The following is a 22,306-nucleotide window of genomic DNA, read 5'->3' on the forward strand; positions in this document are numbered from 1 at the left end:
TCATGCTACCAGCCATTTGCTCGGCCAGTTTTTTAATGTCAGATTGAGTAGTCATTGCTTATTCTCCGGTTAGTGGATTATAAGCAGTTACACAAAGTTTGGGAAACTCCCCTCAAATTGAATTCATTAAACAATGTGCTTTAATGAAAAAAGCGCCTACTCAAGATTTTGCTAAACACAGTGATTTCACTTGTACTGAAGAACAAACGATAGGCTTGCCAGGTATCAATCTGAACATCACCGACGATACCTCCGATGACGTTTGGCTTCGTTTAGAGCGATTGCGTGAAAACTCAGCACCTAAACCCAACAGCTCACTATTAGCACATTGGTTAACATTTCCAATAAAATTTGGCGATCAGCCTTTATTGAAAGAAAAAATCTATGTAAAAAACTTAATAGATGATGGTGTTATCGCTTATGAAGAAGCATTCACCCCGTTTGAAGTCGAGGATAACTATCAGGATGAGACATTAGAATTAGAAGTAGAAGTAGAATTATCAGAAAAAGAAGTTCATTTAAAAGATTTTTCTGAAAGAGAATCTTTACAAGATGAATTTAATGATTATCTCAAAAACATTTGGAAGCCTTGGCTAGTGCAAGAGAAGCTTGTACGCCAAAGTATTGCTCTATATGCAAAGTTATTTAAGCTCAATCAAATTCTACAAGGCAACCTAGCTGATGAATCGCTTGAGCTGGTTTGGGGTGTCGGTGTTGCTGTAAGAAAAAATACTGATAATGGACAGAATAGCGAGCAAATCAAGTATCCATTACTAATACAATCTGTAGAAATTGTATTAGATCAAAAGACAATGGCTCTACTTATAAAGCCCAACCCCTCTCCTTCTACGCTTGAGACTGAACCTTTCTCTATGGATGAGAACCAAGGTTTGGCCAGTCTATTAAAAGACAGTAAAGCGTTTTATGAAGCAGAGGATGTTTTATTAAATCCGTTCTTGCCAAGTAGCTATGAGCCTATTTTGAAATCAGCAGTGACCTTGCTTGATGCTTCCGGCGTTTATTGGCCTGACCATACCATTACAGATGAACGAAAAATACCTAAGGCGCAAAATCACCTTATCGTCACTGATACATGGGTCATTATGGCGCGCCCTAGAAGCAATAATATATTTTTGCAAGATTTAGATAAATTCGCCATTCAGCTTGAAAATAGCGATGACCTTCCTTTACCAAATGCTCTTATAGCAATGTTGACCGAGCCTGCTACAGAAAATAAAGAAATCATACTACCCGCTTATCGTGGTCTATCTATGGTCAGCGGCAGTGAAAATTATACAGGCACGCCAGCTGAGCTATATTTTCCTAAAGCATTCAATGACGAACAAGTACAAATCGTACAGCAACTAAATGTCCATGACGGCGTTGTCGTTCAAGGCCCTCCTGGTACAGGCAAGACGCATTATTGCCAACGTTATTTGTCATTATTTAGCGCTGGGTAAACGCGTGTTAGTCACGTCGATGAAAGATCCTGCATTAAAGGTGCTGCAAGAAAAACTGCCTGAATCCATTCGCCCGCTAGCGGTTAGTCTACTGACCAGTGAAAATGAGGGTTTAAAACAGTTCGAATATACGATTAAAAAAATATCAAGTGAAGTATCTAGTATCAATCGAGATGCCTACAAAAAAGATATCGTCATGCTTGATAACCAAATCGATACCATTCATGCGCAACTGGCCAGTACTGACAATAAGATTACGGCTTGGGCGCGGTTAAATCTTGATGATATCGTTATAGATAGCGAAACCATCAAGCCCATAGATGCAGGGACTGAGGTTGCTCAAAACAGGCAGCTTATCGAAAGCTTTCTAGATACATTAGGCATAGAAGAGACATTTAAGCCTAGATTTACTCATACTGATATAACTGAGCTAAAAAAAGCAAGAATAAAGCTCGGAAGCGATTTGGATTATCTTGATAAAAAAACACCTGCTGTTGCAGACTTCCCTTCTATCAATACCATAAAACAACTGCACAAGGATTTGAGTTATCTCAATGAGTCGCAGGAGGCTGAAAAGCAAGGAGCGCTACCAAGCTTAGCAAACGAAAACGATAGCACTATCAGCATGGCTCACGATGCTGCTTCTAATACCTCTCGTTTAATTGATCTTCTTCAAAAGATTGCAGTGGCTGGGCAGGATTGGACGACTCATATTCAGCAGAGCTTAGCTGATGAGACTAAGCAAGACATCATCGCTCATCTAACTCTACTCAACGATGAGATTAAGTCGCTTTTTAATGAGAGAACCATTTATTTAACCAAACCTATCACGATGGCTGATGGTTTTGATAAAAATCCAGAGCTTGTTGACGCGGTCAAAAACTTATCCGAAGGCAAGAAACCATTTGGTATCGCTGGGATTTTTGGTAAGTCTGCTGAGAAGAAAATCCTTGAAGCTATCACGATTGTCTCTTCGCAACCCTCAACTGTAGAAGACTGGCAATATATATCTAGCTATATAGACTTTAGAAAAAAATCTCAGGCGCTAATTATTCGTTGGAATGCATTATCAAATGACTTGTCTTTACCAATATTCGACGTAGCACCTGATAACTTATCTAATTTGAATTCAGCCGTTCATTTATATGAAGACATTGTCGGTAGCAACAACCTACAACACATTATTAGACAAGCGTTACATGCTATTTTCTTGGGCTGGGATATCATTTCTACTGCACCTTATAATAAAGATGTTTTAGTTGAGATTGAGGGCGTTCTTAAAAAACACTTAAAGAGACATAAATTGGCAGAAAGTCTCACGCTAAAAGAAAATTTACTGAATAAGCTTACTAACTGTAATGGCTTTATTAGTGAAAAAATAACGCTCTTTTTAAATCAGCAAATCGGTAGTCAAATATTGTCAGATGAGATGTTAGAGACGACGTGGAAAGACTTGTTGAATGAACTACAACGAGTAAATAATCTTGCAACAGACTTACAGACGGTCACTGCCGTTACTCAGCTTATCGACGACAGTGGTGCGCCACTTTGGGCAAATCAATTGCGCCATGAGCCTTGTCTTAATTCTCAAGATACGTTGTCATTTGATACGTTGTCACCTGATAAACTGTCATCTGATGACTTACTGCCTGATAACTGGCAGCAGATTTGGCGAATTGCTAGATTGACCAACTTTATAAACAGCATCGATGGTCGCAAAGAGTTGGTTCAACTTGCCAAAACTCGTGGCAATTTAGAAGTAAATCTTGCAAGACTCTATCAAGAAGCCATCACCAAAAGAGCCTGGCTAAAGGTCGCAGAAAATGCGACGCCAAACGTGAGAGCGTCTTTAGAAAAATATCGCTCTGCCATTATGCGTATCGGTAAAGGAACAGGCAAAGGAGCGCATTATTACCGCCGTGAAGCCCGCGAAGCCTCTGCGGGAGCAAGTGCGGCTATCCCATGTTGGATTATGCCGCATTATCGTATTTCTGAATCCCTGCCAGCAGAGTTTGGCAGTTTTGACTTGGTTATCATCGATGAAGCCTCTCAGTCTGATTTAACGGCGTTGCCAGCCATCATGAGAGCCAAAAAAGTGTTAATCGTTGGTGACGATAAGCAAGTATCGCCAGAAGGCGTGGGGCTCGACATCGGAAAGATTCGTAATTTGATGGCACAATATCTGAGTAATCAAGTCCCTGTCTATCGCTCACAAATGTCACCTGATCGTTCAATCTACGATTTATTCAAAGTCGTTTTTGCAGATAGCAGTGTGATGCTAAAAGAACATTTTCGCAGTGTGGCACCTATCATTGAGTTCTCTAAACGTGAGTTTTACAACCATGAGCTGATACCTTTGCGTAAAGCCAAACCCTCAGAGCGCTTGGATCCTCCATTGGTTGATATTTATGTCACCGATGGCTATCGTCTTAAAGGCTCTGATATTAATCCTTCAGAAGTCAGATTTATCGTCGATGAGATCAAAACCCTCGTCTCTGACCCAGCTTACAAAGGTAAAACCATCGGTGTGGTCTCATTGCTAGGCAACAAGCAAGCACATAATATTATGGAGATACTCAATAAAGAATTGGATGAAGCAGTAATGACTGCTTTTGATATTGCTTGCGGTGATGCCAGAACCTTTCAAGGTAAAGAGCGCGATATCATGTTTTTGTCATTGGTAGTGGCACCCGGAGCTGCCCATGCACAAACGAGAGATACCTTCGCCCAGCGAATGAATGTCGCGGCCTCAAGAGCGCGCGATAGAATGTATTTGGTGCGCAGTATTGAGTTGGATGAGCTAAGCCAAGCCGATCACTACCGATCAGCGCTTATTAAACACTTTCAAGGACCATTCATGCAAGATGAAGCAGAAGTTTCTGATTTGCGTGAGAAATGTGAGTCTCCCTTTGAAACAGAAGTCTTTGACCTTTTGGTTGAGAGAGGCTATCGAGTCACCCCACAGGTGAAAGCAGGTGCATACCGAATCGATATGGTAGTAGAAGGTGAAAATGACAATAGCCTAGCCATTGAATGTGATGGCGATAGATATCATGGGCCTGACAAATGGGACAGCGATATGCAACGTCAGCGTATTTTGGAGCGTGCTGGCTGGAAATTCTGGCGCTGCTTTGCATCCACTTTTGTCACTCGTAAAAGTGAAGTCGTCCAAGATTTATTAGCAGAATTAGAACGTTTAGAGATTTATCCAATCACTACCGACACGGCATATAGCAGCTCGTATGTTGAATCTAGAATCGTCACGACTGTTGATGCACCACAGATCGATATTGAAGCCGAGACCTAAACATTTATAGCCTGCTAGATACTCAGTTCATAGCGACTATCATAATTATCTTAAGAAAAATCCGTCTTTTATCAAAGCACGGATTTTTCTGTTCTTAACTATACTTAAACTTAAAGAATCACCATTCACTACAAGCCACTATTTTACCTAGCTTATTAATACAGACAGACGTACCATCACTTTTCTCTTCTATCTGCGCTGTACCATTATTAAAATTGAAATACGTTGCACCAAAAGAAGTAACGCTCATCCTCTGTACTTTATCGTCCGAGAACTTGAAAGGAATGACAGTTCTATTGGCACCATCTATGAAGCCCCAACGATTACCTTTACGCACGCCAGCGAGCTGCTCACTAAAAGGTCTTATTTCATCATAAATGAAAGGGACAGCAACAGCTCCCGTCTTGGTAACAAATCCCCATTTATCATCTTTAATTACACCGAGCAGACCTTCATTAAAACCATAGTGCCCACCCAAATGACCATCCAGACCGTCGTATTGCGGGGCAACAACTTCTTTACCGTTAGTGTCTATAAGACCCCATAACTCCGTATTAAAGTCATAAACAGGAGCCCTATCATTGCTAAAAGAATCCATCATGGCGTAGTTATTTTCAAAACTGAGAATAACTTTATTGTTAGTATCGATGACACCATATGCACCATCTTTTACAACGACAATTTTACCTTGATAAACAGGGTTTGCCCAAACCTCATTATATTTATCATTAGGATCTATTAAGTTGTCGTAAATAGTAGGTACAACCAGTTTACCTTGTTCGTTGATATAGCCGACTTGATCGTTTTTTAAAACAGGAAAAAATCCATCGCTGTACAACCACGCCTCAACTTTATCAAAATCTTTGAGACTAGCTGTTACTTTACCTTTTATATTGAGTAACGCTTGTGGGCGATAATTGTCATCATAGGCAACAAATAGATGCGTATTATCAGTACATTGAATATTTCTATAGTTACTCTTCGGCGGCATACAGTCCTCAGCAGCTAAAGCAGGCAAACTACTTATTGAAGCAATAATTGGGACTAATAAAGCTTTAGCTATTTGCTTATACAAAACCTAATACCTCGAAATACTATTACCGTGAATTTAATCGAACACTACCACCACACTGGATCATCATTCTCCTCTCTCACCTGTTTAGAAGCTTCGACGGTGACCTCATCGGCAGACAGCTCAGCGATAAACCGTGAAGGCTGATCGAAATAGCCTGAATAACTGGCAAAGTAGTCAGGCGCGGTAAGATACAGTCTGGTCTTAGCGCGGCTACAGGCGACATAGAATAATTTTCGCTCCTCTTCTAACTCCTCAAAGTCATCTAACGAGCGATGATGCGGTGTCATCCCATCAACGAGTGAATTGACAAACACCACTGGCCACTCTAGCCCTTTAGCACTATGAATGGTCGAGATGGTGACTTTGTCTTTTTCATTGTCCTCGGGTTTATCCATGGCTGCCACTGAATCATTAGGTGGATCTAATGCCAGATTTTCTAAGAAGTTATCAAGGCTAGTATGCTCTGTTGCCAAATTTTTGAGTACCCGAAAGTCCTCGCTGCGTTCACGCCAATTCTCTTCAATCGTCTTTAGGATAGGAATGTAAAAATCAAGTACCAGCTCAATAATAGTCTCAACCGACTCCGCTTGTTGCGCTTTAGTCATGGTCGTATGAAGCGATTCTAACTGCGGACTCTTTTTGCTAAATTTCGGTAATAATAATGGCTCAAATGAATTGTTATCGCTATTAATAGCTTGAGTAAGGCGAGTCGCAGTGACTACCCCAACTCCTTGGAACAAGGTCAAAATTCGATGCCAAGCAATGGTGTCATTGGGGTTATAAAGAATTTTAGTAAAGGCTAAGATATCTTTGATATGGCGGCGCTCAATGAACTTAATACCCCCTACCACGATAAATGGAATATGACGCTCCATAAATTCTAATTGCACATAATTGGACTGAAAAGATGTGCGGCACAGTACCGCAAAATCATTGTAATCGTAGTCTGTCTTGTGCTCAATAATCTTATCGGCTATATACTTAGCTTCTTTCGTTTCATCACTCAGGCGGCTAAATATCGGTTTTTCGCCCGTTATGCTCGCGTTTGAATACAGCTGTTTTTGATACCCCAAGGTGATTTGTGCGGATAAGGCATTGATATAATTTAAAACAGCCGGTGTACTGCGATAGTTTTGCTCAAGTTTAATCAGGCTCGCTTCTGGATAGGTCTCACCGAAGAGTAAAATATTCTCGTAATTTGCGCCGCGAAAAGCATAAATACTTTGGTTGTCATCCCCGACCACCATCAGCGATACTGACTTAGGCTCACAAATCAAATCTATCAGTTGCTTTTGCGGAATATTGGTATCTTGATATTCATCAACCATAATATAGCGATAGTTTTCTTGTAGCAGCTGACGGAATTTGTTGTTGGACTTTAGATGACGCACTACTTGACTAATAATATCATCAAAATCATAGAGATGATTGGCGCGTTTATACTCGTGAAAGTCGACAGCCAACTGCTCGATAATGGGAATATGAATAGCGATATCAGGATAATTATCTTCGATCAAATTACGAATAGGAATGCGGCGATTCCTAGAGGTTGAAAAGATATTTTGTAAGGTCTTCTTGCGTGGAAAAGCTTGTTTCTTAGTTTGGGCAGGATACTTTTTTTCTTTATAAATCAAGTCAATCGCGTCTTCCGCATCCCCTGTATCTAGAATGGTAAAGCGCGGATTGATACCTAGTAGCCCTGAATATTGACGCAGCAGCCTATTACAAAACGAGTGAAAAGTGCCACTGGTTATATCGTTTAGCACTTTGCTGGTCGGCAAGATGTCCTCGGACAACTCTTTGTCCGATAAAGTGTTAGTAAGCAAGGTTTTTGCGCGACTCTTAATCTCATTGGCGGCTTTTCGAGTAAAGGTCAGTAGCAATATTTGCTTAGGAGGTACACCGTTCTCTAATAGATAACTGGTACGATACGTCAATGTTTTGGTCTTACCAGAGCCAGCACCGGCGATGACCAATACCTTGCCATCGATAGTAGTAGCTGCCAGCAATTGGTCAGGATTGAGCTCACTGGCGTAATCTACTTTTAAGCCTAAATCACTATTTAACCTTTGCTTCAGCAGCGCAACATTGGCAGCATCGTCGGCGTCGATTAGATTTGCCTCTAGCTTTTTAATCGCTTTTTCAAGACGCGCAAGTTTAGGCTTAATCTCCATAAAGTTCTGCGGATAGTGATAGCGGTGCGTGTCAAAAATAGTGGATGTCATTATAGGAATTTGCCTTTCATTTTATGTTAGCCGCTTTTATCTGTATAAAGCACCTAATACGCAGCAGTGCAGAGATGTAGCTAAGGGATTTTAGTGTTAATAGTTAAGATTGTTAGTAAAGTTTAGCGAGTTATAGGTACTCACCCTTCAATGCGCTTGTCAGCTAAATTATTATTTTATAGTACAGCTTACCATAATTGATAAAACAGCAAAATTGTTGGCGATGACTCTGAAAGACTCGGACAAAATCTCAGTATAGCGCACAACAACCTCACCCCTATTCCGGTAAATTTGCTACAATATGCCCAATTTTGATTTACTATTTAACTCAGTTTTATAATGACTCACTACCAAGTCTTATATTGACTAAGTACCAACTGATTTTATTCATATATTGAGAGCATGTTATGGGTTTTAATTGCGGCATCGTCGGCCTACCAAACGTGGGTAAATCTACCTTGTTTAACGCCTTGACCAAAGCGGGTATCGCCGCTGAAAACTTTCCGTTTTGTACCAAAGATCCCAACACGGGTATCGTGCCAGTACCAGACCCACGCCTAAAGAAATTGGCTGACATCGTCAATCCTGAACGCGTACTACCGACGACGATGGAGTTTGTGGATATCGCGGGTCTAGTTGCAGGCGCGTCAAAAGGCGAAGGCATGGGTAACCAGTTCCTAGCCAACATTCGTGAGACCGATGCGATTGCGCACGTAGTACGCTGCTTTGATGATGACAACGTCGTCCACGTCGATGGTCGCGTCAGCCCTATTGATGACATCGAAACCATCAATACTGAATTAGCTTTGGCGGATTTAGAAGCAGTGGAACGTGCCATTCACAACCAGACTAAAAAGGCTAAAGGCGGTGATAAAGACGCGCAGGCCCTACTTGATATATTCAAAAAGGTTGAACCTTTGCTAGCAGAAGGGAAAGCGGCTCGCGCGGCCAATCTTGACGCGGATGAGAAAAAACTCATCAGAAGCTATGGTTTGATTACCCTAAAACCAACCATGTATATCGCTAACGTCTCTGAGGATGGTTTTGAAAACAATCCTTATCTAGATGCAGTACGCAACTACGCGACTGGCGAAGATTCCATCGTTATTGCGCTATGCAACCAAATCGAATCTGAAATTGCCCAGCTTGATGAAGATGATAAAAAAGACTTCCTAGCTGAGATGGATATGGAAGAAGCTGGCCTTGATCAAGTCATTCGTGGCGGTTATGACCTGCTCGATATGCAGACTTACTTCACCGCTGGCGTGAAAGAAGTTCGCGCTTGGACTGTGGAGATTGGTGCTACTGCTCCGCAAGCCGCTGGCGTTATTCATACCGATTTTGAGCGCGGCTTTATTCGTGCCGAAGTCATTGCTTATGATGACTTCATCGAATATAACGGTGAAAAAGGCGCAGCGGCCGCTGGTAAATCACGTCTTGAAGGCAAAACCTATATCGTGCAAGATGGCGATGTCATGCATTTCCGCTTTAACGTTTAACGTTCAAAGTTTAACAAAGCGAATTGCGTGTTTACACAGTCTTAGTAGAGAACAACCAAAAGTCAGCCTTTGTGCTGGCTTTTTTTATTATAATAACGTCTGTTACCTTCAAAAAGCAGCAAATAAACTGAAAGCAATTATTAAAATAATGATAAAAATAACGGATTATAAACTATGACGGCTCATATGAATCAATCGCTTAATGGTAGTGCGCGTTGGGCGCAATTATTTAGCGCGCAGCGGCTGGGCAGCTATAAAAAAGCACCTGCACAAGACAGCGCGCGCTCATCCTTTCATAAAGACTATGACCGACTGGTATTTTCGCACTCCTTTAGGCAGCTCAATCAAAAAACCCAAGTCCATCCATTGACAAATCAGTTGGGCATTCATACTCGTCTAACCCATTCGCTTGAAGTCTCTTGTATCGGACGCTCATTAGGAATGATGGCAGCAGAAAAACTGCATGATAAATCAGCCAGCGGTCTACCAGTAGGCGTCTCGCCAGCCGATGTCGGAGTCATTGTTCAAGCAGCCTGCCTCGCTCATGATATTGGTAATCCGCCTTTTGGTCATGCAGGAGAATACGCCATTCGCGATTGGTTTATGCATCCTGACCGTCAGGCTATTTTACAAAATCTGAGTAATAATGAGCAATTGGACTTACTGGCCTACGAAGGCAATGCGCAAGGATTCCGGCTACTCGCCCGTAATGAGCATCATCCTGATAAGGGCGGTATGCGCCTCACTTGCGCGACGTTGGGTGCCTTTATGAAATACCCTTGGCTAGCGACGCATAGCAATCATGTTTCTGAAAGCACTTCCCCAAGTAATTCGCTCACCAATGTACAAAAATTTGGCTGCTTTTATAGTGAAGCCTCTCAGTTAGAAGAATTGGCAGCCTGTTTGGGTCTATCGCGCTCGCAGCAACACGATGGTTTTGCCCGCCATCCACTGGCCTATTTGCTAGAAGCAGCCGATGATATCTGCTACGCACTGATAGATTTGGAGGATGGCATCAATCTCAATATGCTAACCTATAGCGATGTCGCCACCATATTTTATGAATTGATTGGTGAGCGGCCGAGCAATATTAGTCTGCCAGCACACATGTCTGTTAGGCAAAGCCTAGCATCACTACGAGCGCGCGCGATGATGCGCTTGGTCAATACTGTCACCGATGCTTTTGTTGCTAATAGTGAGTCGCTGCTAGCCGGAACACTCAATGGCAGTCTATTTGCACATTGTGATACAAATGTGCAAAATGGTATTAATCGAGCCAAACAATTGGCCCGTGAGCAAATATTCAATCACCCAAGCAAAGTGCGAATGGAATTGATGGCGAACCAATGCTTGCATCGTCTATTAGATGCCTTTATCCCATTGGCTTGGACAAACGCAAAAACTGCGCCAATATCCTTTGAGCAGCAGCGCCTACAAAAACTGCTACAACCGTATCTCGACGAGCATCAACGGGTATTATCAGATAATATCTATCACAATATTTTAAATATATTGGACTTTATTACTGGCATGAATGATCATGAGGCGTATAGATTGGCGCAGGAACTACAAGGTCACTGGGGCACAATGGTTTAGACTAAGGGTTTAAAAGACCAGTGCAGGTCTAGTAAATTTACACTCATTGCCTATTTCAGTCGTATTCTTGCGCTGAAATGAGTATGATAAACCTCTATTGGATAATTTTGAAATATTATGAGTAGTCGCGAACAAAAGAAACTTCAAACTCGGCACGCCTTTTTTAATGCGGTGCTCGATCTCTGTATGACAGGGCAGTCTTTTAGCTCCATCAGTCTCAGGCAGGTGACACGCGAGGTTGGTGTCGTACCGACGGCATTTTATCGGCATTTCGATGATATGGAGTCACTAGGTCGGGCATTAGTCGTCGAAGAGCTTGGCGGTACTTTAGCCATCTTACGCGATGGTTTGCAGATTGGGCGCAAACGTAGCTTTGAGAGACAGATCGCAAAAAGTATTCAACTATTTTTGCAAACCGTGAGTGAGCAGCCTTGTTATTGGCAATTCTTAGTCAGCGAGCGTTTCGGTGGCTCAGAAGCCGTGCGCAAATCGATTAGTGAGCTCATAAAGATGCACAGCAAAATTTTGGGTGAAGACTTAGCGCTACAGCCTGCATTTGCTCACATCAATGATTATGACCGCCGCTTATTGTCAGAGGCAGGAATTAATATGTTTTTCTCTTGGATTATAGATTGGTTAGAGCTGACTTATTCTGAGGTTCATGATGATGAAGCAGATTTGCAAGAGATTGAAGATAAAAAACAACTGATGCTGCACAACTGTACCCGTCAGGCTCAAATGTTGTTTTACGGCGCATACAATTGGAAGTCTACCGAAGAAACTCGTTTGAGCGACGATTAAGCAATCTATGCAACCTTTGAGTGCTAGGCCGTGTCTTCATTGCAAAAATAGTCATAAAAATGAGATAAATTGCCGTCAAAAATTTCACTGCGTATTGTCTAAAAAATAGCTACTGCCAGTACCATATTTAAATGTTAAACAGACCCTAGCTAAAAACTCGGCCGAAATGCCCACAGACGCTGCGTAATAACTTTAATTGACTTCGCTTTTTTGCTCTTATTGTCATTGCCTATACTGTTGGCATCATTGCCATTATCATTGTTACTAGTATTGTTATTAGCATCGCTACTGTTTTTAGCCTCACCATCATCAGTGGTGGTTTTGCTAATCAAGACGGTTGCAAAACGTTGCTTTGTTTGACCTGTATTGGCACTGTCTGTTGCCGTGATAAGCGCCGTAAAAGCCTGACTATCAACGGCTAACAGTGGCGTTAGTGCTGCCCGCTGCTCTTCATTCAAACCGCCCAATATTGGCAATTGCCACAATTCATCGATAGATGGCAATACTTGCTTGCGCCTCATCTCGGTCAACCCACGCATCTGCTCGCTAGTCACACCGTCCATCAGAGACGCCAGCAGTTCAGGACTGGCAGTATTGACATTGATAGGCACATAATAAGGAACGGCGCTAAGGTAAGGGCGCAGTGCTGCTAACACTTCAGCGCTGACTCCTCGAACGTCTTGTAACTGATCGATGCTAATAAATGGCTGGTTTGGTAATATCCCCTCTACTGCCCCGCTGCGCTGCTGCGAATATACCACGCTCTCATCACCGCCATCTTGATAGACCTCACCATCTGCATCTTGATAGTCCAGTACCGCAATGGCGATATCAGGCTCTAGATTTAATTGTGTTAAGAGTCTTTGAAAGACCATTAACGCAGCGGTATTAACCGCACCATTTTGATATAAGTTATTAATATTAAAACGACTGGCTTCGTCGCGCAATTCGATGTTGATGCTGTGATTATCTAGAGCATAGGGTGGTATCGGCTGCGCCCAAATATCTTGCTCGCTGTCCGTATCGTTTAGCTTATTATCAGCGCGAATCAAGGTCACTGCCAATTGCTGACCGGCGTCAATGTCTTGTAGTAGTTGATCTTGATCAAACAACAATCCACTACGCCTGATGGCAATCTTTTGACTAGCAAGCATTGCCCCAGCGACCACCGTAATACTGACCACCAATAGCAGGATAGTCAGCAGTGCTACCCCGCGCTGAGAATGTGCTGTCATGGACATAAACGGCCTCTATTATTGAGCCAATGGCACATTGTCAATACCTTGTAAATTAGCATTTCCCACACCAGCGTTCGCAGTATCGCTACCATTAGTATTATTACTGTTGCCCTCATTACTGCCATTATTGTTGCTGTTATCGCTCTTGCTATTTGGTGCATTTTGCATACTACCACGTGGAGACGGCTGCGGGGCAAGTGCCCACTGCCACGTGATAGGCATATCTTGATACGTAAAGCTAACGGCAATACCTTTTGGCAATAATTGCACCTCAGCTTGGCTATTCGCTGTATCAGCCGTCTGCCCAAAGGCTCTAGTCGTATTGTTGTTATTGCTACTGCTGTTTTCGTCAGGAAATTTGGTCGCAATTTCTGGTAAATAGGCCTGCCAGCGTGCTGCGGTCACCCCTTCTAGCAGTACGCTATCCAAGCTAACGCTATCATCTCCAGCGGCAAGACTGGTATATTGACGGCGAATTAAGCGCTCATCGGCAAAAATATATTCAATGTGCTGCACACTGGCACTACTTTGGTAGCGTGGATCAGGATCTGCGAAGCGTACAAATCTAATATGCTCGCCATCTAAGCTCATAAAAGGCTCAGACTCTATAATATTGGCTTGAGTGCTGTCACTGTTAGTAGTGTTCGTTGAGACACTGATATCTCGCGTACTGGGCGTACTGGGTGCTTGGTAAGGAATGATTTGTCCTATGTCTTGCTGTAGTTGTAGATAGGTATATTGCAAGACAGCCAAATTATCAGCATGAAATTGCGCACGCTCACGGGCGCGGTTCACGCTATCAAACACTTGCCAACCCGCCACTGCCAGCATCGCAAATATTGCCATGGCGACCATCAGCTCAAGTAGGGTAAAGCCACGCTGCTGCCTCACAGGCTGCCTCCACTTGAATTTGGGCTCGCCAAATCAAGGCTACCCATATCCTGTTCTGGATTACTCAAGACCACCTTAATATCGGTCACTGTGCTGCCTGTCTGTCCATCGATAATAGGTGCGACAGCGATAGTCACCTGCTTTAAGGCGGGGCTAATGGTATCGCCGACTGTCATCATCACCTGCCAATCCCGACCTTGCGCATTAAGCGTTTGGCTGCGATTGGCGGTTAGCCATGTCTCTTGGATTTGTAAATCGGCAGCCGCGTTTTGGGCAACGAAATGAGCCAGCGTACGGGTACGCAACACATCAACCGAGCTGAGATACGCACTGCTGGCACGGCTAGCAGCGACAGCGACGACGGCTAAAATCGCTAAGGCGACCATCACTTCAATCAGGGTAAAACCGCTTTCGCGTATCGATTTCAACGATGACTTTTCTGATGATTCAGATGAAATGGCTTTGCTGGCTTTATTAACAGAACTAACAGGCGAATTAGGTAATTTAATCATCCATTACAGTCCTTGTCCTAGCGACATACTACCATCAGGCATGATGGTAATCACCTCACCCACCAAGCGCGATTCATGACGCACTTCAATCGTTACCGGTGTCGCTTGCCCAGTACCAAACCATAATATTTGCGGTACCGTTTGATCGGTAAACCAAGGTTGTAGCGTTTGAGTCTGCCCAGCATTTGCAGCAGCGTTACCAGCATCTAAGCTTTGCACACTCAAACTCACTCCAGCAGGCAGTTCAGGTAAGGTAACTTCGGGTTCAATCTCCCAACTTGGCGTTGCTACGTCCCCATTCACACCTGACATCCCAGACAAATCGGTAGACAACTCCATGGCATTTTTAGCACGACTGTCCGTACGATCTGAAGCGGCTTCAGCCGTTTGATAGGCAATATAAGGATTTGATAAAGTGACAATAACGGGGTTTACTTGACCTTGTTTATCCGCTTGTAAGCTTAAGCCCATCGGCTGCATACGCTCAGCGGATAATAGCCTAACGTAGCTCAGCGAATCGGTAAGGTGTTCATAAAAGGCACGGTTTTTTCGAGACTCACTACTACCAACTGATAAGCTCATCATGCCAGCAAAAATAGACAGAATGACCACAACCACTACAATTTCGACAAGGGTAAAGCCCGCTTGCCCGATATGCCTAGGCGCGTGAAGAGCTGGTATTGAAGATATCGAGGAAGTCGGTTTTGACATACAGAAGTCATCTAGAATGGCGTCATCCTACTAAAAAATAACGCTATATTGAATGGTATAAACAAGACGAAAGACGTGACGAGTTATAAAAACTATAAATCTGTACACATATTAAAAAATAAATTTAACGTGCTGCCATACAGAATATAACAACACAGATTTTTATAAAAGAATAGCTGCTTATGTTCAAAACATAATAACAAGCTAGTAATTGGTATTACGATGCTCTTCGGACTCAGTATCGATCTGCTCCACCAGCTCTTGCATATCCTCATCCATCACCTCATCATCGTCGGCAGGATAATGGCTAGGCAACTCGAGCATTTGCTGAACGAAAGCATAACGCAAGGTATCACGGCGACCCAAGTAGCGCTGATAAAAACTTGAGTTCAATAATCCTGCGCCGCCCTGACCCATCGCCCAAATCGAGGACAAGTAATCACGCGTACTTAAATTGCTGTGCTGCTCCTGTAAATACGCACTGATAATATCAATCAAACGCTTCATACGCTGACGGCGAATATCGTACAACTCACCAAACAAGCGATTGAGACCTGTCACTGATGCTGCCAAACGCTCTTCGATTTGATTGAGGAGCATGGCTTTTTGTGGATTGAATAATTGCTGAAAAATCATACGGGCCACACCAGCCGATGGGCAGTCATCAATTCGATTGATCTCAAACAGCTGCTCTTCATAACGAATAATAATACGCAAGTAAAGCTCATCTTTACTGGAGAAATGCTTATATAAGGTGCCTTTAGCCAAATCAAGCTGGTCTGCCAAACTGTCTAAAGTGATATCACCATCGCCTGACTCAAGTAACAGTTGCTCTGCCATCGCTAAGATATTCTCTTCTCGTGCCTTGAACTGATGCTGACGACTCATAATCTCTCCTAAAACCTGACAAGATTAAGCATATGACCATCGTATAGATTAGTGCGTCGGCAACAAGAGTATGAGGCTATACAAAGTCTGCTCGAAGACTACCAAGGGGAATATGCTTATGTTTGCTAAATAGTCATTGATAATCATATGCTTACGTTTGAGATAATAACTAAAAATAACGTAAAGCAATAACACTATCTAATAAATGACTGAGTGGTCATAGCATAACCATTTTAATGATACTGTGCCAGTAAATTTTCAAAGTTTTTTGCAGTCATTGCACCAACGTCACCGCTACTACAGCCATACATCTCCGCCAGACAACTGGCAACGTAAGGTACATAAGCGGGCTCATTAGGTCTACCACGTTTAGGAACAGGCGCTAAATAAGGACTGTCGGTTTCGATAAGCAATCGGTCTCTAGGCATATTTTTTGCTGCATCTTTGATATTTTGCGCGCTTTTAAAGCTAACAATACCCGAAAATGAGATATAAAACCCTAAGTCTAGCGCCTGCTTCGCGGTCTCCCAATCTTCGGTAAAGCAATGAATAATGCCGTGTTCCGCCCCTTCCGCCTTTAGGATATCAATGGTATCTTCTTTGGCATCACGCATGTGTATGACCAGTGGTTTTTTCAAGCTTTGGCTGGCATGAATATGGCGCGCAAGGCTGGCTTGCTGCTCTTTTTTGTTCTCCGTCGACCAATAATAATCTAACCCCGTCTCCCCTATGGCCCACACATGCTCGGCATCGGCAGTTTCTATCAGACGTTCGACCGTCGCTGATTGTAATACGCTGATATCTTCACAAGGGTGGATACCGACGCTCATGCCGAGATTTAACGTTTCATCACCATAAGTGCTGACGATTTTAGCAATTTCATCATATTCAGCAAAATCACACATAATGGCCATCGCTCGGGTGACATTGGCTTCTTTCATGGCAGCAATCGCGCCGGATAATTGACCATCGTACTTGGTCAAATCCAAACGGTTAAGATGGCAGTGGCTATCAGTAAACATAAACAATCTCGTTAATAAAATAGAAAAATTAGGTTTGAAACGTTAAATGAATAGGGTTATTTATTGCTCTAAAGCGAGCTGTTTTCAAGTAAGGTTTAACGATACACTATCAGATAGTTAATAAATCATAAAAGCGGTTTGTTAGCAAAAACATTGCGTCATCAAAGCGGTTTGTTAGCAAAAACATTGCGTCATCTACTCACTCTTCATAAGCCCTTTATTATGAACCATAAAAAAACCATCAGCCTCTCCCCCATTATAAAAACCCTATTACCCAAACAACTATACAAAAAGCGGTTTTTGTTACAAGACAAAGGGCACAACAATCATATCAAGATTGCTAAAGACGTACGCATCATTGGCAATTCAGCCATTACCATTCGTAAAGGTCATGGCAATCACATCACTATCGGTAAGGGCGGCAAATTTAATCAGTTAAAAATCGACATTAACGGCAGTCACAATCAAGTCACGATTGGAGAAAAAGTTAAGTTCTCAGGGCAATTATTGATCGTTGGCAACCATTTGCATATTTATATCGGTGAGCATACTACCGCCATCGACTGCTATATTCTGGCACGTGATAAAAGTGTGACTATTGGTAAATCTTGCATGATATCGCGCGGTATTGAAATTCGAGCGACTGACGTCCACAAGGTTTACGATATAGACTCTAATAAGAGGTTAAATCCTGCTCACTCTAACGTCATTTTGGGCGATCATATTTGGATTGCTGCCAATGTAACTGTCTCTAAAAACGTTACTATCGCTAGCGGTTGTATCATTGCAGCCGGTGCATTTGTCAATAAACCAGTGACCACACCAAATTGTATGGTGGCGGGCGCGCCTGCAAAAATCATTCGCCAAAATGTACGCTGGGAGCGTTAAAGACTCAGGGTATAAGGCTAGTTTTACCATGCCAAACTTTGCTATTTAAAATTAATGTAACGGCACCACACGCATCACCTCTTCTAAGGTCGTCACCCCTTCACTGATACGCTTCGCACCCGATAAGCGTAGCGGCTGTACGCCTTCACGGTAGGCTTGTTGTTTCAATACATCCAAATTGGCATCAGCTGCCACCAGTTTTTTTAGCTCATTCGATAACGGCATAATCTCATATAGACCAACGCGACCTTGATAGCCGGTATGGCGACAGTGCTCACAACCCTGCGCTATATAAATTTGTGCTGGTACAGCAGCGCGCCAAGGCTGTACCAGCTCTTGCCACTGTATCGCAATTTCACTGTCTGGCGTAACATCGACTGCTTTTTTACAATGCGGACATAACGTACGTAGCAAGCGCTGCGCCATTACGCCTAATATCGTCGCTGAGGTCAAAAACGGCTGAATGCCCAAATCATGCAAGCGAGTGAGTGAACTGGGTGCATCATTGGTATGCAACGTCGAGAGCACCAAATGTCCCGTCAGCGATGCTTGCACGGCCATATTAGCAGTCTCAGCATCACGAATCTCACCGACCATAATAATGTCTGGGTCTTGGCGCATCAAAGAGCGAATGCCGTCAGCGAAGTGCAAATCAACACCCGGATTAACCTGCATTTGGTTAAAAGCGGGCTCAATCATCTCGATAGGATCTTCAATGGTGCAGACGTTGACTTGTTCTGTGGCTAGCTGCTTAAGCGTACTGTATAAAGTGGTCGTTTTACCTGAACCGGTCGGGCCGGTGACCAAAATAATGCCGTTTGGATGCGCGGTCAACTCGTGCCATGTCTCAAGCTGCTTGCCAGACAAACCAAGCTGAGCAAACGAGCGCACCAATACTTCGGGGTCAAATACCCGCATGACCAGCTTTTCACCAAAAGCAGTCGGCATGGTAGAGAGACGTAGCTCAGTCTCTAACCCTTTTGGCGTACGGGTTTTTAGCCGGCCGTCTTGCGGTTTGCGCTTCTCTGCGACATTTAAACGGCCCAAGATTTTAATCCGTGCTGTCACCGCGACGATAATCGCCAGCGGCATCTCATAAACGGTGTGTAATACGCCATCAATACGAAAGCGCACTTTTCCGGTCTCGCGACGTGGCTCCAAATGAATATCACTGGCGCGTTGCTCAAAGGCATACTGCAACAACCAATCGACAACCCTGACGATGTGTTGGTCATTGGCATCGGGATTGGTATTGTCGCCAAGCTGTAACAACGCCTCGACATTGGTGACATCAGCCGCCGCACGCTTATGTAGAGAGTTTGCCCCAGCAATCGCTTGCGTGACTTGATAAAACTCCTGTCGATAGCGATTGATCTGTTCAGGATTGATATAGACCGTACGATAGCTTTTGGACTTAATTAACTTTTCTATATTAGAGTGCCAGTCTGTATAAAACGGCTGATCGGTACCGATGACCACTTCATTTAACGTGACCTCAACTGGCAAAATATGCTGCGAGCGCGCATATTCGAACGACATCAGCTGCGTAACGGCTGGCACATCAACTTTCAGCGGATCAATACGTACAAGTGGCATGTCTGCTTTGGCCGCCAGCCATTGATTGAGCCACGCTATCGTTAACTTATTCTCAGCATGATCATCAAGCGCATGACCATTAGGCAACCCAAACTCACTAATCGTCAGGAGCGGATGCTGCGCCTTATCACGGCGACTGGTTATCACCAGATTATAGCCGCGCTGATCAATTACTCTATCTGCTAGTAATTCATCAAGACACCAACGTAAATCAATCACGATCGAATATTTTTGAGCAGACATATTTTTCTTCTTTTATTGGTCAATAAATATTTCACAAATCAGCAGTTTATAGCTTTCACTTTCATGGCTTTGATAAAGCATAAATACAGTGCGCCAATTTCATGCTAAGAAGTCACTGCTACAACGGCCGTTATTTGCAACTGTCCCGATTCTATCAGCTGAAAGCTGACATCAACAGACTTATAGCGCATGGTAAAACGCTTATTTAACTCGGTGCGCCGATAGGCAGGACGTGGATCTTGGGCGATTAAGGCTTTGATAGTGTCTAGATCAGCCATCATTAACTGTTTTTGAGTTTTATCAATGACTGCTTTAACTGATGATTGCTTATTTTGAGCATTTTCTACCGCTGCATTTTGCGCACTTTGATTGGCGACAATTTGCAAAAACTGCTCATAAGCCAGCTCGATAATCGTCACATCCAACAAGTGCGGCGCAGTTTGCGCAAAACCACTTTTTGCATGACTCAATGCATCACTATAAGCCACATAAGGTTTGATATCGATAATGGGCGTACCATCTATCATATCAGCACCGCTGATGATAATTAATACCCGACCTTGTATCACCTCAATACGCTCAAGTTTCACCACAGACAATCCCAAAGCGGATGGTCGATACATACTACGACTGGCAAACACGCCTATTTTTTGATTACCGCCAAGCCTTGGCGGTCGCACTTGTGGTCGAAAACCGCTACCTGCGGTATCAACTTGGTCGCTTTGATGTTCCTGTTCGTTTTGATGTTTCTGTTCGTTTTTGTGATTCTGATTGTCTTTATATAAATAGTTGTGATGAAACTGCCAGCTGATCCAAATATGGCTAAAAGTGTCTAAGCCAATGAATGCCGCTGGCGTATCGTAAGGCGCTAGCATCTCAATTACACTAGTCAGCGCCACCAAATTCGGTTGTCTTGGCGCACCAAACTTCTGTGAGAGCGGCGCACGATGGTAGCCAATGATTGGTGCTCGATGCTGGTCATTCAACAAGGCATTATCGCCAGACATATGGTCACTCCACTGATAACAAACGGTCTTTATCGAGCCAATTGGCTCAAGCATACAAAATTACTCACTAACGATATTCCATTTTATCATGGTACATCGTGGCTGCTAGACAGATTTTTATTTTAAAGTTTGGTATTATGAGCGTGAAATTTATTGAGAATGGCTTGCATTCATACAATATACATAGTGCTTATGAGGACAAAAACCTTATGACTAGCCTACGATTCCTTGTATAAATGTAAAAAAAATGCTTTGTAACTTGCTTCATACGTTCACAATATTATTGGTTTTTGGCTAAAAAATATTCCAAAGCATGAGCATTTATAGTCATTTTAATGTTGAATCCAAGAATAATAATTACCCGCTTATATATGATTAGCGTCCAACAGCTATCATTGAAAATTCTAATTTCATACTCATTTACACTTAACGATAAAAATAGCGACTTATTAACGAGGACTTTATGTCAAAACTTCGCACCGAAACGGTTACAGAGGTTCATCATTGGAATGATGCCTTATTTAGCATCAAAACCACACGTGACGATGGCTTACGCTTTCGCAATGGCGAGTTTGCGATGATTGGTCTCGCTGTCGATGGCAGACCACTGCTACGCGCTTATTCGATTGCTAGCCCTAACTATGAAGACCATCTAGAGTTCTTTTCTATCAAGGTTCAAGACGGCCCTTTGACCTCACGCCTACAACATATCAAAGTCGGCGATGAGCTATTGGTCAGCAAAAAGCCCACCGGCACGCTAGTCTTAGACGATCTACTACCCGGTAAACACCTTTATATGTTGTCCACTGGTACGGGGCTTGCGCCATTTTTGGCCTTGGCACGTGACCCTGAGGTTTATGAGCGCTTTGATAAAATCATCTTGGTGCATGGCGTTCGTTATGCAGATGATTTGGCGTATCGTGACATGTTCGAAAATGAGCTACCCAACGATGAAATCTTTGGCGAATGGTTCCGCGAGAAGTTTATCTACTATCCAACGGTTACTCGCGAAGAATTTAGAAATCAAGGCCGTGTTACCGACTTAATGAAATCAGGCAAACTTTTTGAAGATATTGGTTTGCCACCGATGAATAAAGACGATGACCGTGTCATGATCTGTGGCAGCATGCCATTCAATGCGGAAGTCTCTGAGATTTTAGATGGTTTTGGTCTCACTGTGTCGCCACGCATGGGCGTGCAAGCGGACTATGCGGTTGAGCGCGCCTTTGTCGGTTAAGATTAATGTGATTAAAAGCACAATTATTATAAATAATTCTTGACGCTCAAAAATAGGCTGCTATAATACGCAGCCTATACAGAAAACACTGTAGCCCAATTCGATAAGGT

17 protein-coding genes are annotated in these 22,306 nt (G+C 43.1%); 7 read left to right on the forward strand and 10 right to left on the reverse strand.

The window, feature by feature from the left end:
• The first annotated feature begins 143 nt into the window (after positions 1–143).
• Complete coding sequence (locus HQR03_RS12215; RefSeq protein WP_173240337.1) at positions 144–1,460, forward strand: hypothetical protein; 1,317 nt, start codon at positions 144–146, stop codon at positions 1,458–1,460.
• A 19-nt stretch (positions 1,461–1,479) separates the two neighbouring features.
• Positions 1,480–4,767 (forward strand): AAA domain-containing protein, encoded by a 3,288-nt coding sequence (locus HQR03_RS12220; protein ID WP_173240338.1) that lies wholly within the window; start codon positions 1,480–1,482, stop codon positions 4,765–4,767.
• A 118-nt stretch (positions 4,768–4,885) separates the two neighbouring features.
• On the opposite strand, the gene HQR03_RS12225 is transcribed toward HQR03_RS12220, so the two are convergent.
• The gene (locus HQR03_RS12225; RefSeq protein ID WP_101210870.1) at positions 4,886–5,842 is read right to left on the reverse strand and encodes a WG repeat-containing protein; all 957 of its coding nucleotides are present in this window, start codon (positions 5,840–5,842) and stop codon (positions 4,886–4,888) included.
• Between the two features lie 44 nt (positions 5,843–5,886).
• Entirely contained in the window at positions 5,887–8,067 is a 2,181-nt protein-coding gene (locus tag HQR03_RS12230; RefSeq protein WP_173240339.1) for an ATP-dependent helicase, read from the reverse strand.
• Positions 8,068–8,474: 407 nt separating this feature from the next.
• Between HQR03_RS12230 and ychF the strand changes: the two genes are divergently transcribed.
• From ychF to HQR03_RS12245, 3 genes are all read left to right on the forward strand, one after another.
• The gene (gene ychF / locus HQR03_RS12235) at positions 8,475–9,566 is read left to right on the forward strand and encodes a redox-regulated ATPase YchF (RefSeq protein WP_025650816.1); all 1,092 of its coding nucleotides are present in this window, start codon (positions 8,475–8,477) and stop codon (positions 9,564–9,566) included.
• Positions 9,567–9,740: 174 nt separating this feature from the next.
• The gene (locus HQR03_RS12240) at positions 9,741–11,162 is read left to right on the forward strand and encodes a deoxyguanosinetriphosphate triphosphohydrolase (RefSeq protein WP_173240340.1); all 1,422 of its coding nucleotides are present in this window, start codon (positions 9,741–9,743) and stop codon (positions 11,160–11,162) included.
• Between the two features lie 117 nt (positions 11,163–11,279).
• Positions 11,280–11,963, forward strand: a complete 684-nt coding sequence (locus HQR03_RS12245) for a TetR family transcriptional regulator (RefSeq protein ID WP_173240341.1) — start codon at positions 11,280–11,282, stop codon at positions 11,961–11,963.
• A gap of 149 nt (positions 11,964–12,112) precedes the next feature.
• Here the strand turns inward: HQR03_RS12245 and gspK are convergent, their stop codons facing one another.
• From gspK to HQR03_RS12275, 6 genes are all read right to left on the reverse strand, one after another.
• The gene (gene gspK, locus HQR03_RS12250; RefSeq protein ID WP_173240342.1) at positions 12,113–13,198 is read right to left on the reverse strand and encodes a type II secretion system minor pseudopilin GspK; all 1,086 of its coding nucleotides are present in this window, start codon (positions 13,196–13,198) and stop codon (positions 12,113–12,115) included.
• Positions 13,199–13,216: 18 nt separating this feature from the next.
• Entirely contained in the window at positions 13,217–14,092 is an 876-nt protein-coding gene (gene gspJ, locus HQR03_RS12255; RefSeq protein WP_173240343.1) for a type II secretion system minor pseudopilin GspJ, read from the reverse strand.
• Positions 14,089–14,604, reverse strand: coding sequence for a type II secretion system minor pseudopilin GspI (gspI, locus tag HQR03_RS12260; protein ID WP_101210875.1), 516 nt, complete (start codon positions 14,602–14,604; stop codon positions 14,089–14,091). The genes gspJ and gspI overlap by 4 nt, the downstream gene beginning before the upstream one ends.
• 3 nt (positions 14,605–14,607) lie before the next feature.
• Positions 14,608–15,315 (reverse strand): prepilin-type N-terminal cleavage/methylation domain-containing protein, encoded by a 708-nt coding sequence (locus tag HQR03_RS12265; RefSeq protein ID WP_101210876.1) that lies wholly within the window; start codon positions 15,313–15,315, stop codon positions 14,608–14,610.
• 204 nt (positions 15,316–15,519) lie between these two features.
• Positions 15,520–16,203 (reverse strand): TetR/AcrR family transcriptional regulator, encoded by a 684-nt coding sequence (locus HQR03_RS12270; protein ID WP_025650823.1) that lies wholly within the window; start codon positions 16,201–16,203, stop codon positions 15,520–15,522.
• Positions 16,204–16,436: 233 nt separating this feature from the next.
• Positions 16,437–17,225, reverse strand: a complete 789-nt coding sequence (locus HQR03_RS12275; protein ID WP_173240344.1) for a TatD family hydrolase — start codon at positions 17,223–17,225, stop codon at positions 16,437–16,439.
• A 222-nt stretch (positions 17,226–17,447) separates the two neighbouring features.
• Here HQR03_RS12275 and HQR03_RS12280 point away from each other — a divergent pair, with 222 nt between their 5' ends.
• Positions 17,448–18,113, forward strand: coding sequence for an acyltransferase (locus HQR03_RS12280; RefSeq protein ID WP_101210877.1), 666 nt, complete (start codon positions 17,448–17,450; stop codon positions 18,111–18,113).
• 51 nt (positions 18,114–18,164) lie between these two features.
• On the opposite strand, the gene tfpB is transcribed toward HQR03_RS12280, so the two are convergent.
• Together tfpB and HQR03_RS12290 are read right to left on the reverse strand one after the other, a co-directional pair.
• Complete coding sequence (tfpB, locus tag HQR03_RS12285) at positions 18,165–19,952, reverse strand: type IV pilus assembly ATPase TfpB (protein WP_173240345.1); 1,788 nt, start codon at positions 19,950–19,952, stop codon at positions 18,165–18,167.
• Positions 19,953–20,056: 104 nt separating this feature from the next.
• On the reverse strand, positions 20,057–20,959 hold the full coding sequence (locus HQR03_RS12290; RefSeq protein ID WP_173240353.1) for a tRNA (N6-threonylcarbamoyladenosine(37)-N6)-methyltransferase TrmO: 903 nt from the start codon (positions 20,957–20,959) through the stop codon (positions 20,057–20,059).
• 463 nt (positions 20,960–21,422) lie between these two features.
• Here HQR03_RS12290 and HQR03_RS12295 point away from each other — a divergent pair, with 463 nt between their 5' ends.
• On the forward strand, positions 21,423–22,196 hold the full coding sequence (locus tag HQR03_RS12295; protein WP_025650828.1) for a ferredoxin--NADP reductase: 774 nt from the start codon (positions 21,423–21,425) through the stop codon (positions 22,194–22,196).
• The last annotated feature ends 110 nt before the right edge of the window (positions 22,197–22,306 follow it).

Origin of the sequence: Psychrobacter okhotskensis (genome assembly GCF_013248965.1) — a bacterium.
In the GTDB taxonomy this organism is placed as follows: Bacteria; Pseudomonadota; Gammaproteobacteria; order Pseudomonadales; family Moraxellaceae; genus Psychrobacter; species Psychrobacter okhotskensis.